This window comes from Streptomyces ipomoeae 91-03, assembly GCF_000317595.1.
GTDB lineage: Bacteria > Actinomycetota > Actinomycetes > Streptomycetales > Streptomycetaceae > Streptomyces > Streptomyces ipomoeae.
On record NZ_AEJC01000222.1, the window covers coordinates 14,490 to 30,812 of the forward strand.

19 protein-coding genes are annotated in these 16,323 nt (G+C 71.5%); 15 read left to right on the forward strand and 4 right to left on the reverse strand.

Annotation, left to right across the window (positions count from 1 at the left end):
* The first annotated feature begins 196 nt into the window (after nt 1-196).
* The 12 genes from STRIP9103_RS14610 (at nt 197) to STRIP9103_RS14665 (ending at nt 9,697) form a co-directional block, all read left to right on the forward strand.
* Complete coding sequence (locus STRIP9103_RS14610; protein ID WP_009310775.1) at nt 197-1,750, forward strand: NAD(P)/FAD-dependent oxidoreductase; 1,554 nt, start codon at nt 197-199, stop codon at nt 1,748-1,750.
* Nucleotides 1,747-3,594, forward strand: coding sequence for a transketolase (locus STRIP9103_RS14615; protein WP_009310772.1), 1,848 nt, complete (start codon nt 1,747-1,749; stop codon nt 3,592-3,594). Before STRIP9103_RS14610 ends, STRIP9103_RS14615 begins: the two co-directional genes overlap by 4 nt.
* A gap of 74 nt (nt 3,595-3,668) precedes the next feature.
* Nucleotides 3,669-4,598: a non-homologous end-joining DNA ligase gene (gene ligD / locus STRIP9103_RS14620; RefSeq protein WP_009310767.1), complete on the forward strand. Its 930-nt coding sequence runs from the start codon at nt 3,669-3,671 to the stop codon at nt 4,596-4,598.
* A gap of 61 nt (nt 4,599-4,659) precedes the next feature.
* Nucleotides 4,660-5,013 carry a gas vesicle protein GvpO gene (locus STRIP9103_RS14625; RefSeq protein ID WP_009310751.1) on the forward strand — a complete coding sequence of 118 codons (354 nt, stop codon included), beginning with the start codon at nt 4,660-4,662 and terminating at the stop codon, nt 5,011-5,013.
* Nucleotides 5,014-5,059: 46 nt separating this feature from the next.
* Nucleotides 5,060-5,485, forward strand: a complete 426-nt coding sequence (locus STRIP9103_RS14630; RefSeq protein WP_009310736.1) for a gas vesicle structural protein GvpA — start codon at nt 5,060-5,062, stop codon at nt 5,483-5,485.
* Nucleotides 5,482-6,231, forward strand: coding sequence for a GvpL/GvpF family gas vesicle protein (locus STRIP9103_RS14635; RefSeq protein ID WP_009310769.1), 750 nt, complete (start codon nt 5,482-5,484; stop codon nt 6,229-6,231). Before STRIP9103_RS14630 ends, STRIP9103_RS14635 begins: the two co-directional genes overlap by 4 nt.
* A 16-nt stretch (nt 6,232-6,247) precedes the next feature.
* Entirely contained in the window at nt 6,248-6,517 is a 270-nt protein-coding gene (locus STRIP9103_RS14640) for a gas vesicle protein GvpG (protein WP_009310761.1), read from the forward strand.
* Nucleotides 6,514-7,365 (forward strand): hypothetical protein, encoded by an 852-nt coding sequence (locus tag STRIP9103_RS14645; protein WP_009310763.1) that lies wholly within the window; start codon nt 6,514-6,516, stop codon nt 7,363-7,365. Before STRIP9103_RS14640 ends, STRIP9103_RS14645 begins: the two co-directional genes overlap by 4 nt.
* On the forward strand, nt 7,358-8,371 hold the full coding sequence (locus tag STRIP9103_RS14650) for an SRPBCC family protein (RefSeq protein WP_009310732.1): 1,014 nt from the start codon (nt 7,358-7,360) through the stop codon (nt 8,369-8,371). Before STRIP9103_RS14645 ends, STRIP9103_RS14650 begins: the two co-directional genes overlap by 8 nt.
* Nucleotides 8,368-8,733, forward strand: a complete 366-nt coding sequence (locus STRIP9103_RS14655) for a gas vesicle protein (protein ID WP_009310774.1) — start codon at nt 8,368-8,370, stop codon at nt 8,731-8,733. Before STRIP9103_RS14650 ends, STRIP9103_RS14655 begins: the two co-directional genes overlap by 4 nt.
* A complete protein-coding gene (locus tag STRIP9103_RS14660) occupies nt 8,730-9,506 on the forward strand; it encodes a GvpL/GvpF family gas vesicle protein (protein ID WP_009310741.1) in 777 nt (258 codons plus the stop codon). The genes STRIP9103_RS14655 and STRIP9103_RS14660 overlap by 4 nt, the downstream gene beginning before the upstream one ends.
* Complete coding sequence (locus STRIP9103_RS14665) at nt 9,503-9,697, forward strand: gas vesicle protein (RefSeq protein WP_009310758.1); 195 nt, start codon at nt 9,503-9,505, stop codon at nt 9,695-9,697. The genes STRIP9103_RS14660 and STRIP9103_RS14665 overlap by 4 nt, the downstream gene beginning before the upstream one ends.
* 51 nt (nt 9,698-9,748) lie before the next feature.
* Here STRIP9103_RS14665 and STRIP9103_RS14670 read toward each other — a convergent pair whose 3' ends face one another.
* From STRIP9103_RS14670 to STRIP9103_RS14680, 3 genes are all read right to left on the reverse strand, one after another.
* Nucleotides 9,749-9,919: a hypothetical protein gene (locus STRIP9103_RS14670; RefSeq protein ID WP_009296984.1), complete on the reverse strand. Its 171-nt coding sequence runs from the start codon at nt 9,917-9,919 to the stop codon at nt 9,749-9,751.
* Nucleotides 9,920-9,961: 42 nt separating this feature from the next.
* A complete protein-coding gene (locus STRIP9103_RS14675; RefSeq protein WP_009310738.1) occupies nt 9,962-10,783 on the reverse strand; it encodes a class I SAM-dependent methyltransferase in 822 nt (273 codons plus the stop codon).
* A 148-nt stretch (nt 10,784-10,931) separates the two neighbouring features.
* On the reverse strand, nt 10,932-12,425 hold the full coding sequence (locus STRIP9103_RS14680; RefSeq protein WP_009310754.1) for a bifunctional phosphatase PAP2/diacylglycerol kinase family protein: 1,494 nt from the start codon (nt 12,423-12,425) through the stop codon (nt 10,932-10,934).
* 188 nt (nt 12,426-12,613) lie between these two features.
* Between STRIP9103_RS14680 and STRIP9103_RS14685 the strand changes: the two genes are divergently transcribed.
* Complete coding sequence (locus STRIP9103_RS14685; protein ID WP_048820298.1) at nt 12,614-14,233, forward strand: ABC-F family ATP-binding cassette domain-containing protein; 1,620 nt, start codon at nt 12,614-12,616, stop codon at nt 14,231-14,233.
* Nucleotides 14,234-14,266: 33 nt separating this feature from the next.
* Here the strand turns inward: STRIP9103_RS14685 and STRIP9103_RS14690 are convergent, their stop codons facing one another.
* Nucleotides 14,267-15,394: a baeRF2 domain-containing protein gene (locus STRIP9103_RS14690; protein WP_009310743.1), complete on the reverse strand. Its 1,128-nt coding sequence runs from the start codon at nt 15,392-15,394 to the stop codon at nt 14,267-14,269.
* A 56-nt stretch (nt 15,395-15,450) separates the two neighbouring features.
* Between STRIP9103_RS14690 and STRIP9103_RS14695 the strand changes: the two genes are divergently transcribed.
* Nucleotides 15,451-15,714, forward strand: a complete 264-nt coding sequence (locus STRIP9103_RS14695) for a DUF6158 family protein (protein ID WP_009310756.1) — start codon at nt 15,451-15,453, stop codon at nt 15,712-15,714.
* Nucleotides 15,711-16,323, forward strand: a 613-nt coding sequence (locus tag STRIP9103_RS14700; RefSeq protein WP_048820293.1) for a TIGR03086 family metal-binding protein, incomplete at its 3' end; no start/stop codon positions are given. The genes STRIP9103_RS14695 and STRIP9103_RS14700, both read left to right, overlap by 4 nt.

Here is a 16,323-nt window from a genome sequence, read left to right on the forward strand (position 1 = left end):
GAGTACCCGGAGGCCACAGTGGAAACCCATGGTCGTTCGGGCGCCCGATCGGTTCCCGATCGGGTTTGGGCGCCGTGACCAGGGGGACGCGGAAGGCCCGTACGACACAGGACCCATACGTCCGAGCACTCTCAGGACCCCTGCGTCCGTGAGCACTCCGAGGACTCCGTATGCGCGACCCCGCCGGAGGCGAATCGTGAGTCGACCCCGCATCGTGATCGTCGGTGCCGGCTTCGCCGGATACCGGACGGCCCGCACCCTGTCGCGGCTGACCCGGAACAAGGCCGACATCACCCTGCTCAACCCGACCGACTACTTCCTGTACCTCCCCCTGCTGCCCCAGGTCGCCGCCGGCATCCTGGAGCCGCGCCGGGTCACCGTCTCCCTCACCGGCACGCTCCGCCATGTGCGCCTGGTGCTCGGCGAGGCCGACGCCATCGACCTCGACGCGCGCACCGTGCACTACGCGGACCCCGAGGGCGGCGTCGGCACCCTGGCCTACGACCGGCTGGTGCTCGCGGCCGGCAGCGTCAACAAGCTGCTGCCCATCCCGGGCGTCGCCGAGCACGCCCATGGCTTCCGCGGCCTTCCCGAGGCGCTGTACCTCAGGGACCATGTGACCCGCCAGGTGGAGCTGGCCGCCGGCGCCGCGGACCCCAAGAGCTGCCGGTCGCGCTGCACCTTCGTGGTGGTCGGCGCCGGGTACACCGGGACGGAGGTCGCCGCCCAGGGACAGCTGTTCACCGATGAGCTGGTACGCAAACAGCCGCTGTGGCAGGGCGTACGGCCCCGCTGGCTGCTGCTCGACATCGCCGAGCGCGTGCTGCCCGAGATGGACGAGAAGCTGTCGCACACCGCCGACCGGGTACTGCGGCAGCGGGGCGTCGAGGTACGGATGGGGACCTCCGTCAAGGAGGCCACGCACAACGGAGTGCTGCTGACGGACGGGGAGTTCGTCGACACCCGCACCCTGGTGTGGTGCGTGGGCGTACGGCCCGACCCGCTCGCCGAATCGCTCGGGCTGCCGATGGAGCGCGGTCGGCTGCTCGTCGAGCCGACGCTGCACGTGCCGGGCCGTCCCGAGGTGTTCGCCTGCGGCGACGCGGCAGCCGTGCCCGATCTGACCAAGCCCGGCTCCGGGGGGTCCGGAGGATCTCCCCCGGAGAAGCACTTCACGCCCATGACCGCCCAGCATGCCTGGCGGCAGGGCAAGGTCGCCGGTCACAACGTCGCCGCCTCCCTCGGCCTCGGCGAGCCCAAGCCCTACCGCCACGGCGATCTGGGCTTCGTCGTCGACCTCGGCGGGGTCAAGGCCGCCGCCAACCCGCTCGGCGTACCGCTGTCCGGCCCCGTCGCCGGAGCCGTCACCCGCGGCTACCACCTCGCCGCCATGCCCGGCAACCGCGTCCGTGTCGCCGCCGACTGGCTCCTGGACGCCGTACTGCCGCGCCAGGGCGTCCAGTTGGGCCTCGTACGGTCCTGGTCGGTGCCGCTGGACACGGCGTCACCGGAGCTGGCGCGGGTGCCGGGTGGGTCGGAGAAGGCCAGGGCTGAGAAGGACATGCCGGAGAAGGCCGAGGCGTCGAAGGACAGGGGGGCGCCGGCGAAGCCCGGCGTGGCACAGGAGCAGCACGCGCCGGCGAAGCCCGGACCGACCGCGGTGCCGGGCGCACCCGAGCGGCCACCCTCCCGGTCGGCGGCGCAAGAAGCCTCGCGGAAGCCCGGTACGGGTTCGGAAGGAGACTCATGAACACCCGTCAACTCACCGAACTGGCCCAGCAGCTGAGGGTCGACAGCATCCGTGCCTCGGCCGCCGCGGGATCCGGGCACCCCACGTCGTCCATGTCGGCCGCCGAGCTGATGGCGGTCCTCCTCGCCCGGCATCTGCGCTACGACTTCGACCGGCCCCAGCACCCCGGCAACGACCGTTTCGTACTCTCCAAGGGCCATGCCTCACCCCTGCTGTACTCCGTGTACAAGGCGGCCGGCGCGATCAACGAGACCGAGCTGCTGACCTTCCGCAGGCTCGCCGGCCGGCTCGAAGGGCATCCGACTCCGCAGCGGCTGCCCTGGGTGGAGACGGCCACCGGCTCGCTCGGCCAGGGGCTGCCCGTCGGCGTCGGCATCGCGCTGGCCGGGAAGCGGCTGGACCGCACCGGCTACCGGGTGTGGGTGCTGTGCGGGGACAGTGAACTCGCCGAGGGCTCCATCTGGGAGGCCGCGGAGCACGCCGCGTACGAACACCTGGACAATCTCACCGCGATCGTCGACGTCAACCGGCTCGGCCAGCGCGGCCCCACCCGGCACGGGCACGACCTGGACGCCTACGCCCGCCGCTTCGCCGCCTTCGGCTGGCACACGATCGAGATCGACGGACACGACGTGGACGCCGTCGACCGCGCGTACGGCGAGGCCGAGTCCACCAGGGGCCAGCCCACCGTGATCCTCGCCCGCACCCTCAAGGGCAAGGGCGTCGAGTCCGTCCAGGACCGCGAGGGACTGCACGGCAAGCCCCTCAAGGACGCCGACGAGGCGATCGCCGAGCTCGGCGGTGTACGGGACATCCACGTCGAGGCCCCCCAGCCGCCCGCCGCCCGGATGCTGCACGCCGTACGGACCGGCCATCTGGAGCTGCCGCGCTACGAGATCGGCGACGAGGTCGCCACCCGCAACGCCTACGGGCAGGCCCTCGCCGGGCTCGGCACCGCGCGCGGTGACATCGTCGCCCTGGACGGCGAGGTGAGCGACTCCACGCGCGCCGAGTTCTTCGCCAAGGAGCACCCCGACCGGTTCTTCGAGTGCTACATCGCCGAACAGCAGCTGGTGGCCGCCGCCGTGGGGCTCGCGGCGCGTGGCTGGGTGCCGTACGCCTCCACGTTCGCGGCGTTCCTCACCCGCGCCTACGACTTCATCCGCATGGCGTCGATCAGCGGGGCCGGGATCAACCTCGTCGGCTCGCACGCGGGCGTGTCCATCGGGCAGGACGGGCCCTCGCAGATGGGCCTGGAGGACCTGGCGATGATGCGCGCGACGCACGGCTCGACCGTGCTCTACCCGTGCGACGCCAACCAGACCGCCAAGCTCGTGGGAACCATGGCCGGGCTCCACGGCATCCGCTATCTGCGCACGTCCAGGGGCGAGACCCCCGTCATCTACAGCCCCACCGAGGAGTTCCCGGTGGGCGGCAGCAAGGTGCTGCGCGCCTCGGACACCGACCGGCTCACGGTCGTCGCGGCCGGGATCACCGTCCACGAGGCACTGAAGGCCGCCGAGGCGCTGGACCGCGAGGGCATCCAGGTCCGGGTGATCGACCTGTACTCGGTCAAGCCCGTCGACCGCCGCACCCTGCGCGAGGCCGCCGAACAGACCGGCTGTCTGCTCACCGTCGAGGACCACCGCGAAGAGGGCGGCATCGGCGACGCGGTCCTCGACGCCTTCCTCGACGGCCGCCCGATGCCCCGCCTGGTGCGTCTCGCCGTCCGTACGATGCCGGGCTCGGCCACGCCCGAGGAGCAGCTGCGCGAGGCGGGCATCGACGCCCAGGCGATCGCGGCGGCCGGGCGGCTGCTGGTGGAGCACGCCGTCGTGCGGTGAACGGTCCATGCGCGGAGACATGAACGGTCCACGAGCAGAGCGGTGAACGGTTCGTGGGCAGAGGGGAGTCGGAGATGGGGGACACGCACACGATGCGGGTCGGCCGGCGCGGCGTCGAGATCCACCGCCCGGAGAAGGTGCTGTTCCCCAGCAGTGACGACGGCGGCAAGGAGTACACCAAGGGCGACCTCGTCGCGTACTACCGTGCCGTCGCCCCGTTCATGCTGCCCCATCTGCGTGGGCGCCCGCTGATGCTGGAACGGCACCCCGACGGGCTCGACGGACCCATGTTCATGCAGAAGAACACCCCCGAGTACTACCCGGACTGGATCGAGCGGGTCGAGGTGCCCAAGGAGGGCGGCACGGTCGTCCACCCGGTGTGCGCGAACGCCGCCACCCTCGTCTACCTCGCCGGCCAGGCCTGTCTGACCCCCCACCGCTGGCTCTCGAAGGTCGGTCGGCTCGACCGGCCCGACCGGATGGTCCTCGACCTCGACCCGGCCGAGGACGACTTCGCACAGGTCCGGCAAGCGGCAGGGGACGCAAGGGAGTTGCTCGACGAGCTGAAGCTGCCGGCCGCGCCGATGACCACCGGATCCAAGGGCCTCCACATCGTCGTACCGCTGACCGGACGCGACGACTTCGACGTCGTACGCGACTTCGCCAGGGAGATCGCCGAGGAACTCGTCCGCGCCCACCCCGAGCGGCTGACCACCGCCGCCCGCAAGAAGGACCGCGGGGACCGGCTGTACCTCGACGTCCAGCGCAACGCCTACGCCCAGACCGCCGTCGCCCCCTTCGCCGTCCGCGCCAGGCCGGGCGCGCCCGTGGCCACCCCCCTCACCTGGGAGCAGCTCGACGACCCCGCCGTCGACGCCCGCCGCTGGACCCTGGAGGACGCCGTCGAACAGGCCCGGACCAGGCCCTGGGCCGGGCTGATGAGCCGGGCGCGTGCACTCGGCCCGGCCCGGCGGCGGCTCGCGGAACTGACCGACGTGATCTGAGACACCGTCGGAGCGAAGGTTTGGCCAACGGCAGTGGGGCCACTCGGAGTTCGAGGTGGCCATGTCGAACACATCCAACACATCGAAATCCCCGAACTCCCGCACTTCTTCACAGGGCGACTCCTCGTCGACGGCCGACGACCGGCCCAGCCCCATGCAGGTGCTGCGCCATGCGCGCACGCAACTCGCCGAGCTGACCGGAATGGCGCCCGAGTCCGTGTCGTCCTTCGAACAGACCGAGGACGGCTGGACGTTGGAGGTCGAGGTCCTCGAACTCGCCCGGGTTCCCGACACGATGAGCCTGCTCGCGAGCTACCGGGTGGAACTCGACCCCGGCGGCGAGCTCACCGGCTACCGGCGCGTTCGCCGTTACGAACGCGGCAGGGCCGACCCACATCGCGGGGGCGGTCGCTAGGCCGCCCTCCCACACCCGTATCCACAGACAAGGAGGACCGGCCGGCATGACAGTAGTCCCGGCACAGCAGTCCGGCGGCGGTGGCGGCACCAGCGGCCTGTACGACGTGCTGGAACTCGTCCTCGACCGGGGGCTCGTCATCGACGCGTTCGTACGGGTCTCCCTGGTCGGCATCGAGATCCTGAAGATCGACGTACGGGTCGTGGTGGCCAGCGTCGACACCTATCTGCGCTTCGCCGAGGCGTGCAACCGGCTCGACCTGGAGTCCGGGCCGCGCAAGGACCCCGGCCTTCCGGACCTCGTCGGTGAGCTCACCGAGTCCGGAGCGCGCGGCAAGTCCAAGGGGGCGCTGTCCGGCGCCGCCGAGACGATCTCCGACGCCTTCCGGCAGGCCCGTGAGGAGGGTCAGGCCGAATCACGGCCACGGGCCCGCAAGACCACGAGCGCACGCAAGAGGGAGGAGTCGGAGTGAGCACGTACGTCTACGGCATCACCGCCCGCTCCCATCCGGCGCTCCCCGAGGGCATGGGCGGGGTCGGCGACCCCGCCCGTCCCGTGCGTGTCATCGAACAGGGCGAGCTGGCCGCGGTCGTCAGCGACGCCCCGGAGGGGCTGCGCCCCAAGCGCAAGGACCTGCTCGCCCATCAGAACGTCCTGAGCGAGACGGGTGCGGGTGGCCCCGTGCTGCCGATGCGGTTCGGCAGCGTCGCCCCCGACGACGCGGCCGTCGCCGGCGTCCTCACCGAACGCGCGGAGCACTACCGCGAGCGGCTGGGCGCCCTGGAGGGCAAGGTCGAGTACAACGTCAAGGCCAGCCATGACGAGGAGGCGGTGCTGCACCGTGTGATGGGCGAGAACTCCGAGCTGCGCGCCCTCACCGAGGCCAACCAGCGCGCCGGCGGCGGCACTTACGAGGACCGGCTGCGACTCGGCGAGATGGTGGTCGCCGCCGTGCAGAACCGGGAGGCCGAGGACGCGGTGGAGCTCCAGCGGGCGCTGGAGTCGGCCGCGGAGGACGTCAGCGTGGGCCCCGACTCCACCGGCTGGCTGGCCAACGTGTCGTTCCTCGTGGACCGGGGGTCGGCCGAGGTGTTCCTCGCCGCGGTGGACCAGGTCCGCAAGAGCCATCCGCACATCGAGCTGCGCGTCAACGGGCCGCTGCCGCCGTACAGCTTCGTCGAACCGGGGCCGTCGCGGCCCGCCGAGGCATCGCACTGACGGCGGGGGCGAGCACATGGGACTGATCACCGAGGTGCTGCTGCTGCCGTTCGCCCCGGTCCGCGGCAGCCTCTGGGCGGTGGGCCACGTGCTCGCCGAGGCCGAGCGCCAGTACTACGACCCGGCGGCCGTCCGTGCCGATCTCACCCGCTTGGAGCAGCGGCTCGAAGCGGGCGAGATCGACGAGGAGGAGTTCGACCGTCTGGAGGACGAACTCCTGGACCGGCTGGAGATCAGCGTGCGCAGGAGCGCGGGAACACGAACGGGCGACGGGACGACAGGATGAACCGACGACTCGGACTGGGCCTCGCCATCGGGGCCGGATACGTCCTCGGACGTACGAAGAAGACGAAGCCGGCGTTCGCCGTCGGCACCGTTGTGGCCGGCAAACGGATGCGGCTGAGCCCGCGGGCGCTCGCGGACCTGGTGTCACACCACCTGCGGAACACCCCGCAGGTCAAGGAGATCAAGGAGATCGGGGACCAGCTCCACGAGGACCTGCGCGGCATCGGCAAGACAGCCACCGCCGCCCTACTGGAACGCCGGCTCGAATCCCTCGCCACCCGACTCCATGACCGCACGGAGCGGATACGAGATCAGCTCGGCCCTCACACGCTTGAGGGACGTGACTCGGGGCGGACCCCGGAGCGGAGTGAGGAGGACGCCGCGGAGGATTCAGCCCCTCCGGCGTTTGAGGAGCGGGGTCCGGGGCGGAGCCCCGGGGATGGGACGGGTAGGGGCGGCGGGGGCGAGGAACCCATGGCCGACCACGACGTGCCCGAGGACGAGTGGGAGCAAGAGCCGGAGCCGCCGCGCCAGAAGCCGGCGAAGAAGCCCGCGGCGAAGAAGTCCCCGGCCAAGAAGACGGCCGCGAAGAAGACAGCCGCCCCTGCCAAGAAAGCCGCCCGCAAGACCACGGCGACGAAGGCCACGGCGAAGAAGGACACGGGGACGAAGGCCACGGGGACGAAGGCCACGGCGACGAAGGCCACGGCGACGAAGACGTCGGCCAAGAAGACGTCGGCCAAGAAGACGTCGGCCAGGAAGACCGTCCCTACCAAGGCCGCGGCCAAGACGGCGGCACGCAGGACCACCCGTTCCCGGTCCCCGAAGGAAGGCGGCGGCGATGACTGAGACCCTCGGACGCACGACACACAGGGCCACGGATCACGCCCGGGACACGGCCAAGTCCAACCCGCTCACCGACCTGGCCCACAGCCCCGCGGTCGACCACCTCAAGGCGGAGGCCCGGGAGTATCCGGCCGCCCAGGCCCAGCGACTGCCGGCCGGCGCCGGCCGCAGACTCGGCGGGACGACCGTCAGGCTCAACGACATCGCCGAGGGCGACAGCCCCGGCTTCGCACGGCTCGCCCGCGACGCCGGCCGCAAGCTCGCCGAGGGCAAGGGCCCCCTGCGCTCCGCCCTGGAACTGGGCGCGGACCGGACCAAGAAGAACGTGCTCGGCGTGCTCAGGAACCTCGGCGGCGGCAAGGGCGGACGCGAGGGCGCCGCCGGCGACAAACCCGCGGTGATCTACGAATCCGTGGACGTCGGCGTACCCCTGCGCACCGCGTACGACCAGTGGACCCGGTTCCAGGACTTCGGCACCTTCGCCACGGGCGTCACCAGCGCGGACCGCGCCGACGACACCCACTCCGACTGGCGGCTGAAGATCTTCTGGTCCCACCGCAGCTGGAAGGCGGACATCATCGAACAGGTGCCCGACGAGCGGATCACCTGGACGGCGGAGGGCGCGAAGGGCACCACGAAGGGGGCCGTCACCTTCCACGCGCTCGCCGACAACCTCACCAGGGTCCTGCTGGTGATCGAGTACTACCCGAAGGGCCTGTTCGAGAAGACCGGCAGCCTCTGGCGCGCCCAGGGCCGCCGCGCCCGGCTCGACCTCAAGAACTTCGCCCGCTTCATCACCCTGGAGGGGGAGACCGAGGACGGCCGGCGCGGCGAGATCCACGACGGCGAGGTCGTCCGCAGTCACGACGAGGAACCCGCGGAGGACGAGTACGAGGAGGGCCCCGAGACGGTGGACGACACCGAGGGCGACGTCGGGCAGGACATCGACGAGGAACCGTACGAGGATGAGGACGAGGAACGGGCCGCCGTGGGCGGGAGCCGACGATGACATTCCCGAGCCGAGTCCCCGAGCCGTACGACAGGAGCAGCGGCGCCAACCTGGCCGACATCCTGGAGCGCGTGCTCGACAAGGGCGTGGTGATCGCGGGCGACATCCGCATCAACCTGCTCGACATCGAGCTGCTCACCATAAAGCTGCGTCTCATCGTCGCCTCCGTCGACAAGGCGAAGGAGATGGGCATCGACTGGTGGGAGAGCGACCCGGCCCTGTCGTCCCACGCCCGCCGCGACGAACTCGCCCGTGAGAACGCCGAGTTGCGTGCCCGGCTCGCCGAGCTGGACGACGGGCGGTACCGGCGGGAGCCGGAGCCGTCCATCGAGCCCGGCCGCGCCAGAGAGGAGCACTCATGACCGGACTGCGGTACGTGTACGCCGTCTGCCGCCCCTTCGACGCGGCTCTGCAACGCCAGCTCACCGGGGTCGCGGGCGCCCCTCCCCGGCTGCTGCGCCACCACGACCTGATCGCCGTCGTCAGCGAGGTGCCGGAGCGCGACTTCGCCGAGGAGCCGCTGCGCGCCCATCTGGAGGACCTGGACTGGCTGGCCGAGACCGCCCGCGCCCACCAGAGCGTGATCGACGCGCTCACCGTGGTCACCACGCCCCTGCCGCTGCGGCTCGCCACCGTGTTCCACGACGACAGCGCCGTACGCGTCATGCTGGAGGCCCGCGAGGAGAGCTTCCAGCGAACCCTGGACCGGCTGGCGGGCCGGGTGGAGTGGGGCGTCAAGGTGTATCTGGAGCCCGAGGCCCAGCAGCAGCCGCCGCCCCGGCAGCCGGCGAAGGCCGTCGGCGGGCGCGACTACCTCCGGCAGCGGAGCCGGAGCCGACAGGCTCAGGACGAGATGTGGGAGAAGGCCGAGACATTCGCGCGCCGACTGCACGAGACGCTCGCGGAATTCGCGGAGGACAGCCGGTTGCACGCGCCCCAGAATTCCGCCCTTTCCGGTGTGCCCGGCCGCAATGTGCTCAACGCGTCCTATCTGGTGACCCGCGAGCATTCCGAGGAGTTCGTGGAACTCGTGGACCGTACGAAGAACGAGGAACCGGGGTTGCGGGTGGAACTCACCGGGCCATGGGCGGCCTATTCATTCACTGGGGAACCCTTCAGCGGTGAGGAGTCATGACCGTCATAGAACGCCGTGAAGTGGCCCTCGTCGATCTCCTCGACCGGCTTCTCGCCGGTGGTGTGGTCATCACCGGTGACCTCACCCTGCGCATCGCGGACGTCGACCTCGTACGCATCGACCTCAACGCACTCATCAGCTCGGTGAACGAGCAGGTGCCGTCACCCTGGGAGGATCCTGGACGACGGTGATGAACCACGCGCGGTAATCAACGAACAAATCAACGAACAAGGGCCCGAGGTTCACCACCTGTACCAGCGGCCCCTGCCTCCGGTGGCGGATGTGCCGCGCACCAGGAATCCGAGCAGCCACAGGACCAGAACGGCCAGTGCGATATACCAGAGAACCTTTACGGCGAATCCGGCGCCGAACAGAATCAGCACCAGCAGTAGTACCAGCAGGATAGGAACCATTACTGAACCTCCTGATGGTTCGGGTTTCCAGAATACGCGCGATCAGACCGTCTTGCGGCAGAGAATTTCGCCGTGCAGAACGGAGAACCAGCCGTCCTCCTGCCGCCCCCACTCCCGCCACGCCTCAGAGATCTCCCGCAGCTGCTCCGCCGTCGCGTGACCGCTCTCCGTGGCGCGCTCGGCGTACGAGGAGGCGACCGTCCGGTCCGCCCACAGTCCGCTCCACCAGGCCCGCTCGTCGGCCGTGGCGTACGTCCAGGTGGCGGAGGTGGCGGTGATGTCCGTGAGCCCGGCCCGCAGCGCCCATGACTTCAGCCGGCGCCCCGCGTCCGGCTCACCGCCGTTGGCGCGGGCCACCCGGCGGTACAGGTCCAACCAGGCGTCCAGGCCGGGGGAGTGCGGGAACCAGGTCATCGCCGCGTAGTCCGAGTCACGGACGGCGATCAGACCACCCGGTTTGGTGACCCGGCGCATCTCGCGCAGCGCCTGCACCGGGTCGCCCACGTGCTGGAGCACCTGGTGCGCGTGGACCACGCAGAACGTGTCGTCCGGGTAGTCCAGCGCGTGGACGTCCGCGACCGCGAAGTCGACGTTGGTCAGACCCCGGTCGGCGGCCGTGGCGCGGGCCTGGTCGAGGATGCCGGGGGCGTGGTCGACGCCGGTGACATGCCCCTCCGGGACCAGGGCCGCCAGGTCCGCGGTGATGGTCCCCGGGCCGCAGCCGATGTCCAGGATCTTCATGTGCGGCTTCAGCGAACCGACGAGATAGGCCGCCGAGTTGGCCGCCGTCCGCCAGGTGTGCGAACGCAGTACCGACTCGTGGTGCCCGTGCGTGTAGACGGCGGTCTCCCGTGCCTTAGACATGACCGTTCCCCTTTCGCGAGATGCGAGGCCATACGTCGAACGTACGCGACCATGCCGAATATTGAGACCGCCGTCTTGAATGGTGGACTGATGTCCGAGTCGGAGAGTGCCGAGGAGAGTTGTGTCGACGAGGTGTGCCGACGAGTCGTCAGCGGAGGGGCTGAGGGCGGTAGACCGTGAGCGCCTCCGGTATCTTCCGGAGCGTCAGATCCCCTCCGACCTGGGTGACTTCGCCGTCGTACGCCAGTGGCGTGCCCGGAGCGATGCCCTCCACCTTCAGCTGCTGTACATGCAGCGCCGCGTGGGCCGGGGAGCGGGTCAGCGGTCCGGCGACGGCCGCGGCCAGCAGTCGCAGGCCCGGGCGGCGGCCACCGTGCACGACGCGGACGTCCAGCAGCCCGTCCGCCAGGTCGTGACGGTGGGCGGGGGACAGGCCCAGACGGTGGTGGGTGCCGTTGCCGGCGAAGAGCAGCCAGAGCGGGTGGGGGCGGCCCTGGACGACGGTGTGGAGCGGGTGGCGGTCGGAGCGCAGGACGCGCAGCGTCGCGAGCACCCCGGCCGGCCAGCTGCCGATCCGCCGCTCCCAGCGCTCGCGTTCGCGCACCAGCTCCGGATAGACGCCCAGGCTGCAGGTGTTGAGGAAGTGGCCCTCCGTGTCACCGGCCGCGAAGTGCCCGAGGTCCACGCGGACGGCCTCGCCACGGCGCAGGGCGCGGCTCAGATCGCGGGCGTCCTCCACGCCGAGGTCGTACGCGAAGTGGTTGTAGCTGCCGCCGGGGAGTACGGCGAGGGGCAGGTTGTGGCGCAGGGCCACCTCGGCGGCGGCGTTCACCGTGCCGTCGCCGCCGCACACGCCGAGGACCCGGGCATGGGTGGCGGCCTTCTCCAACTCGGCCTTCACGTCCTCCGGTTCGCACTCAACGGTCTCGGTGCCGGGGAGCATGTCGCGCAGGGCGCGTACGCGGTCCGCGGTTGCCGCGGCCCTGTTGGCGACGACGACCAGGCCGTCCCCGTCCGGCAGCGCGGGCGCGTCCACGCGTGGGCGGCCGGGCGGTGGCAGCTGGTCGCGGGTCGGCACCAGGCCTCGTACGGCGTAGGCGGCGCCCACGCCCAGGGCGGCGCCGACCACGACGTCGCTGGGGAAGTGGGCGCCCGTGTAGACGCGGGACAGCGCGACCGCCGCGGCCAGCGGGGCGACCGCCGCGCCCCAGCCGCGTGACTCCAGGGCGACGCCGGTCGCGAACGCGGCGGCCGACGCCGAGTGTCCCGACGGGAACGACGTGGTGATCGGCTGGCGCTTCAGCCGGCGCATCAGCGGGACGTTGTCCAGGACCGGGCGGGGGCGGCGTACCGAGCGCTTGCCGAGGGTGTTGATGGTCGCGGAGGCGAGGGCGAGGGAGGCGATGCCCCGGGCGGCGGCGCGGCGGGCCCTGGGGCTTCGGGTCGCGGCGATGGCGGCGGCGGTGGCGAACCACAGGACGCCGTGGTTCGCGGCGCGGCTCAGCTTCGGGAGCAGGGGGTGGGCGCCGGGCCAGTGGCGGGTCGCCACCGCGTCGAACAGGCGGGTGTCCGCGGCCAGGAAGCGGTCCCTGAGGATGTGGTGGCCCGGGGGGCGGATGGTGAGGTCGACGTCTGGGGTCATGGGTCCACGAGTACCCCATTGTTTCGGGGCCGTGTCGGGCGGGTCCGGGGCTCGGCTGCGGGGTGCGCGGGGTTGGCGCCGGGGGCCTTGGTCGCACTGGGTGCCCGGTGGCTTCGGCTGGGCGGGTGCGGGCGCCACCGGGGAAACGGGTTTGCGTCGGTGGATTGTGGGCTCGGAGAATGCGGCTCATGGGACACCTTGAAGCCGCTCACCTGGAGTACTACCTGCCGGACGGGAGGGCCTTGCTGGGGGATGTGTCCTTTCGGGTGGGGGAGGGGGCCGTTGTCGCTCTCGTGGGGCCCAACGGGGCCGGGAAGACCACGTTGTTGCGGTTGCTGTCGGGGGAGCTGAAGCCGCACGGGGGGTCGGTCACGGTCAGCGGGGGGCTGGGGGTGATGCGGCAGTTCGTGGGGTCCGTGCGGGACGAGTCGACCGTGCGGGATCTGCTGGTGTCGGTCGCGCAGCCGGGGATCCGGGAGGCCGCCCGGGCCGTCGACGCCGCCGAGCACGCGATCATGACCGTGGACGACGAGGCCGCCCAGCTGAAGTACGCGCAGGCGCTCTCCGACTGGGCCGAGGTGCGCGGCTACGAGGCGGAGACGCTGTGGGACATCTGCACCATGGCCGCGCTCGGCGTGCCGTACGAGAAGGCGCAGTGGCGGCAGGTGCGCACGCTCTCCGGCGGTGAGCAGAAGCGGCTGGTGCTGGAGGCGCTGCTGCGCGGCACCGACCAGGTGCTCCTCCTCGACGAGCCCGACAACTACCTCGACGTACCCGGCAAGCGCTGGCTGGAGGAGCGGCTGAGGGAGACCCGCAAGACCGTGCTCTTCGTGTCGCACGACCGGGAGCTGCTGGCCCGCGCCGCCCAACGGATCGTGAGCGTGGAGCCGGGGCCCGCGGGCGCGGACGCCTGGGTGCACGGCGGCGGCTTCGACACGTACCACGAGGCGCGGCGGCAGCGGTTCGAGCGCTTCGAGGAGCTGCGGCGTCGCTGGGGCGAGAAGCACGCCCAGCTGAAGAAGCTGGTGCTGACGCTCCGTCAGGCCGCCGCGGTCAGCCATGAGATGGCCTCGCGCTACGCCGCCGCCCAGACCCGGCTGCGGAAGTTCGAGGAGGCCGGGCCGCCGCCGGAACCGCCGCGCGAGCAGGACATCACCATGCGGCTCAAGGGCGGCCGTACCGGCGTCAGGGCCGTCACCTGCACGGGCCTCGAACTCACCGGGCTGATGAAACCCTTCGACCTGGAGGTCTTCTACGGCGAACGCGTCGCCGTCCTCGGCTCCAACGGCTCCGGCAAGTCCCACTTCCTGCGGCTGCTCGCCGGCGACGACGTGGCCCACACCGGCCAGTGGAAGCTCGGCGCCAGGGTCGTACCCGGGCACTTCGCGCAGACACACGCCCACCCGGAGCTGGAGGGGCGGACGCTGCTCGACATCCTGTGGGAGGAGCACGCCCAGGACCGGGGCGCCGCCATGTCACGGCTGCGGCGCTATGAGCTGACCAAGCAGGCCGAGCAGCCCTTCGACCGGCTCTCCGGCGGCCAGCAGGCCCGCTTCCAGATCCTGCTCCTGGAGTTGCAGGGCGTGACCGCGCTGCTCCTCGACGAGCCCACCGACAACCTCGATCTGGAGTCCGCGGAAGCCCTCCAGGAGGGTCTGGAGGCCTTCGACGGCACGGTCCTCGCGGTCACCCACGACCGCTGGTTCGCGCGTTCGTTCGACCGCTTTCTCGTCTTCGGCTCCGACGGCCGGGTACGGGAGACCCCGGAGCCGGTGTGGGACGAGCGGCGCGTGGAGCGCGCCCGATAGCCCACCCGGCCCCACCCGGCCCAACCGGGTGGGCTACTTCCAGCGCAACAGCGCGCCCAGCCCGCCGACCGGCACCTCGCCCTCCGTCGCCTCGGCAGCCGCCGCCACCGAGATCGCCGGGGCGTTCGTGGCCACGGCGGACCGCAGCAGCGCGTCGTCCGCACGCGCCGACCAGGCGTGCTCCTCGTCGAGCCCCGGCTCCAGCGTCCGCAGCTCCGTACGGCGTACGGCCAGCTGGTCGGGGCCCGCGCCGACCCACAGCGCCCGGTGCGTGTCGGCGCCCTCCGGGCGGACGAGGAGTTCGTCGATACGGTGCTCCCGCGCCGCCTCCACCAGGTCGGCGACATCCTTCACGGCACCCCGGCGCCCCTCGGCGTCCGGGCTGCGCGCCGCCAGGAACCGCTCGACCTCGTCCGCGGCCCGCCGGCGTACGTGCTCGGCGCGGACCCGCTCCAGGTCCTCGTCCAGCAGCCTGCTGCCGGCCCCGTGCGGGGCCTCCACCACGCGGTCGAGGAGGTGCTGCGGCAGCCGGTCGCGCACGGCGTGCCGCTCACGGTCCTCACCCACGAGGACCAGCAGGTCGGCGCGGGTCTCCTCCTGACACACGGCGAGCGCGTCGGCGATCTCCGCCGCGTTGTGCTCCCAGGTGTTCTCCACGCGAAGCTGGAAGTGCCGCTCCGACCAGTCGGACGTGCTCGTACGGTGCACGGGCCACTGACGGCCCACGACCGCCCCGGCGTCCTCGCCGCCGAGGGCGCCGCGCAGCTCGAAACGCGCGCCCCGCCGGTCCACGTACGCCACCAGACACACCGGGTCCTCCCCGGCGAGGTCCAGCAGCGGTGCCGTACGGGGCAGCGGGGTCCAAAAGGCCTCCGGCGCCGGGGGCGGGGAGGCCAGCGGCGGATCCAGGACCACCTGGCCGCCGCGGGCGAACAACGCCCGGCCGTGCGGTTCGGCGTCGTACCGCAGCTCATGCACGGCATCGTGCACCGCCCGGCAGGTCGCCTCGTCCGCTCCCTGCTCGGCCAGCTCACGGGATACGGCGGCGGCCGTCAGGGACCGCTCATGGGCCGTGGACTCCGACGGGGCGGTCGCACCGATGTACACGGAGGCCCAGGGCCCGGGATGTTCGTACAGTGGATGGAGAAACGCGAGATCCATGGCTCCCTCCCGGATGCCGCTCGGGGTAACGCTTGCCGGGCGGGTACCCGGACCTCATGGAGGAACACGAAGATCGGGGTACCACCATGGCCGGAGTGCACGCGGACCAGCTGGACGACCAGCAGTTGATGAAGGAGTTGGAGTCGATCCACCGCACGCGGCACGACACGCTGCTGCACGGATCGAGTGAAGCACTGCGCACCCACAACGAACGGATGGCGCAACTGGAGGGCGAGTATCTTCGCCGCCATCCGCGCCGCCCGGTCGTCTCGGGTCGCACGCGCGAGGGAGCCCGCGAACGAGGACCGGCGACGCCATGATCCGTACGACTTCAGACACAGCCGACACAAGCGACGCGGCGGCTCGAAATCCGCTGCTCACCCGGCACGCCGAGGCACTGGATCTCTTCGGCTCCCGCGTCCACGCCGTCCGCGGGGACCAGTGGGGCGCGGCCACGCCCTGTGCCGGGTGGACGGTCCGTGACCTCGTCAACCACCTCGTGTCCGAGCAGCTCTGGGTGCCCTCGCTCGTGCGGGACGGCTGCATGATCGAGGAGGTCGGCGACACGTTCGACGGGGATCTGCTGGGCCCCGATCCGGCCGCCTCCTGGGACACGGCGGCCTGCTCCGCACGCGACGCGTTCGGCGGGCCGGGAGCGCTCGATCGCACGGTTCATCTGTCGTACGGAGATACCCCGGCGACCGCGTACTGCGCCCAGATGATCGCGGATCTCGTCGTCCACACATGGGATCTGTCCCGGGCGATCGGTTTCGACGAGCGGCTTCCCCTGGAGCTGGTGAAGTTCGCGGTGGAGGAGATCAGGCCGTACGCGGGTGACCTGGAGAAGAGCGGGTTGTTCGCGGCGCCGGTGGAGCCGCCGGTGGGGGCGGATGAGCAGACCAGATTGCTGTGCCTCCTCGGGAGGCGCC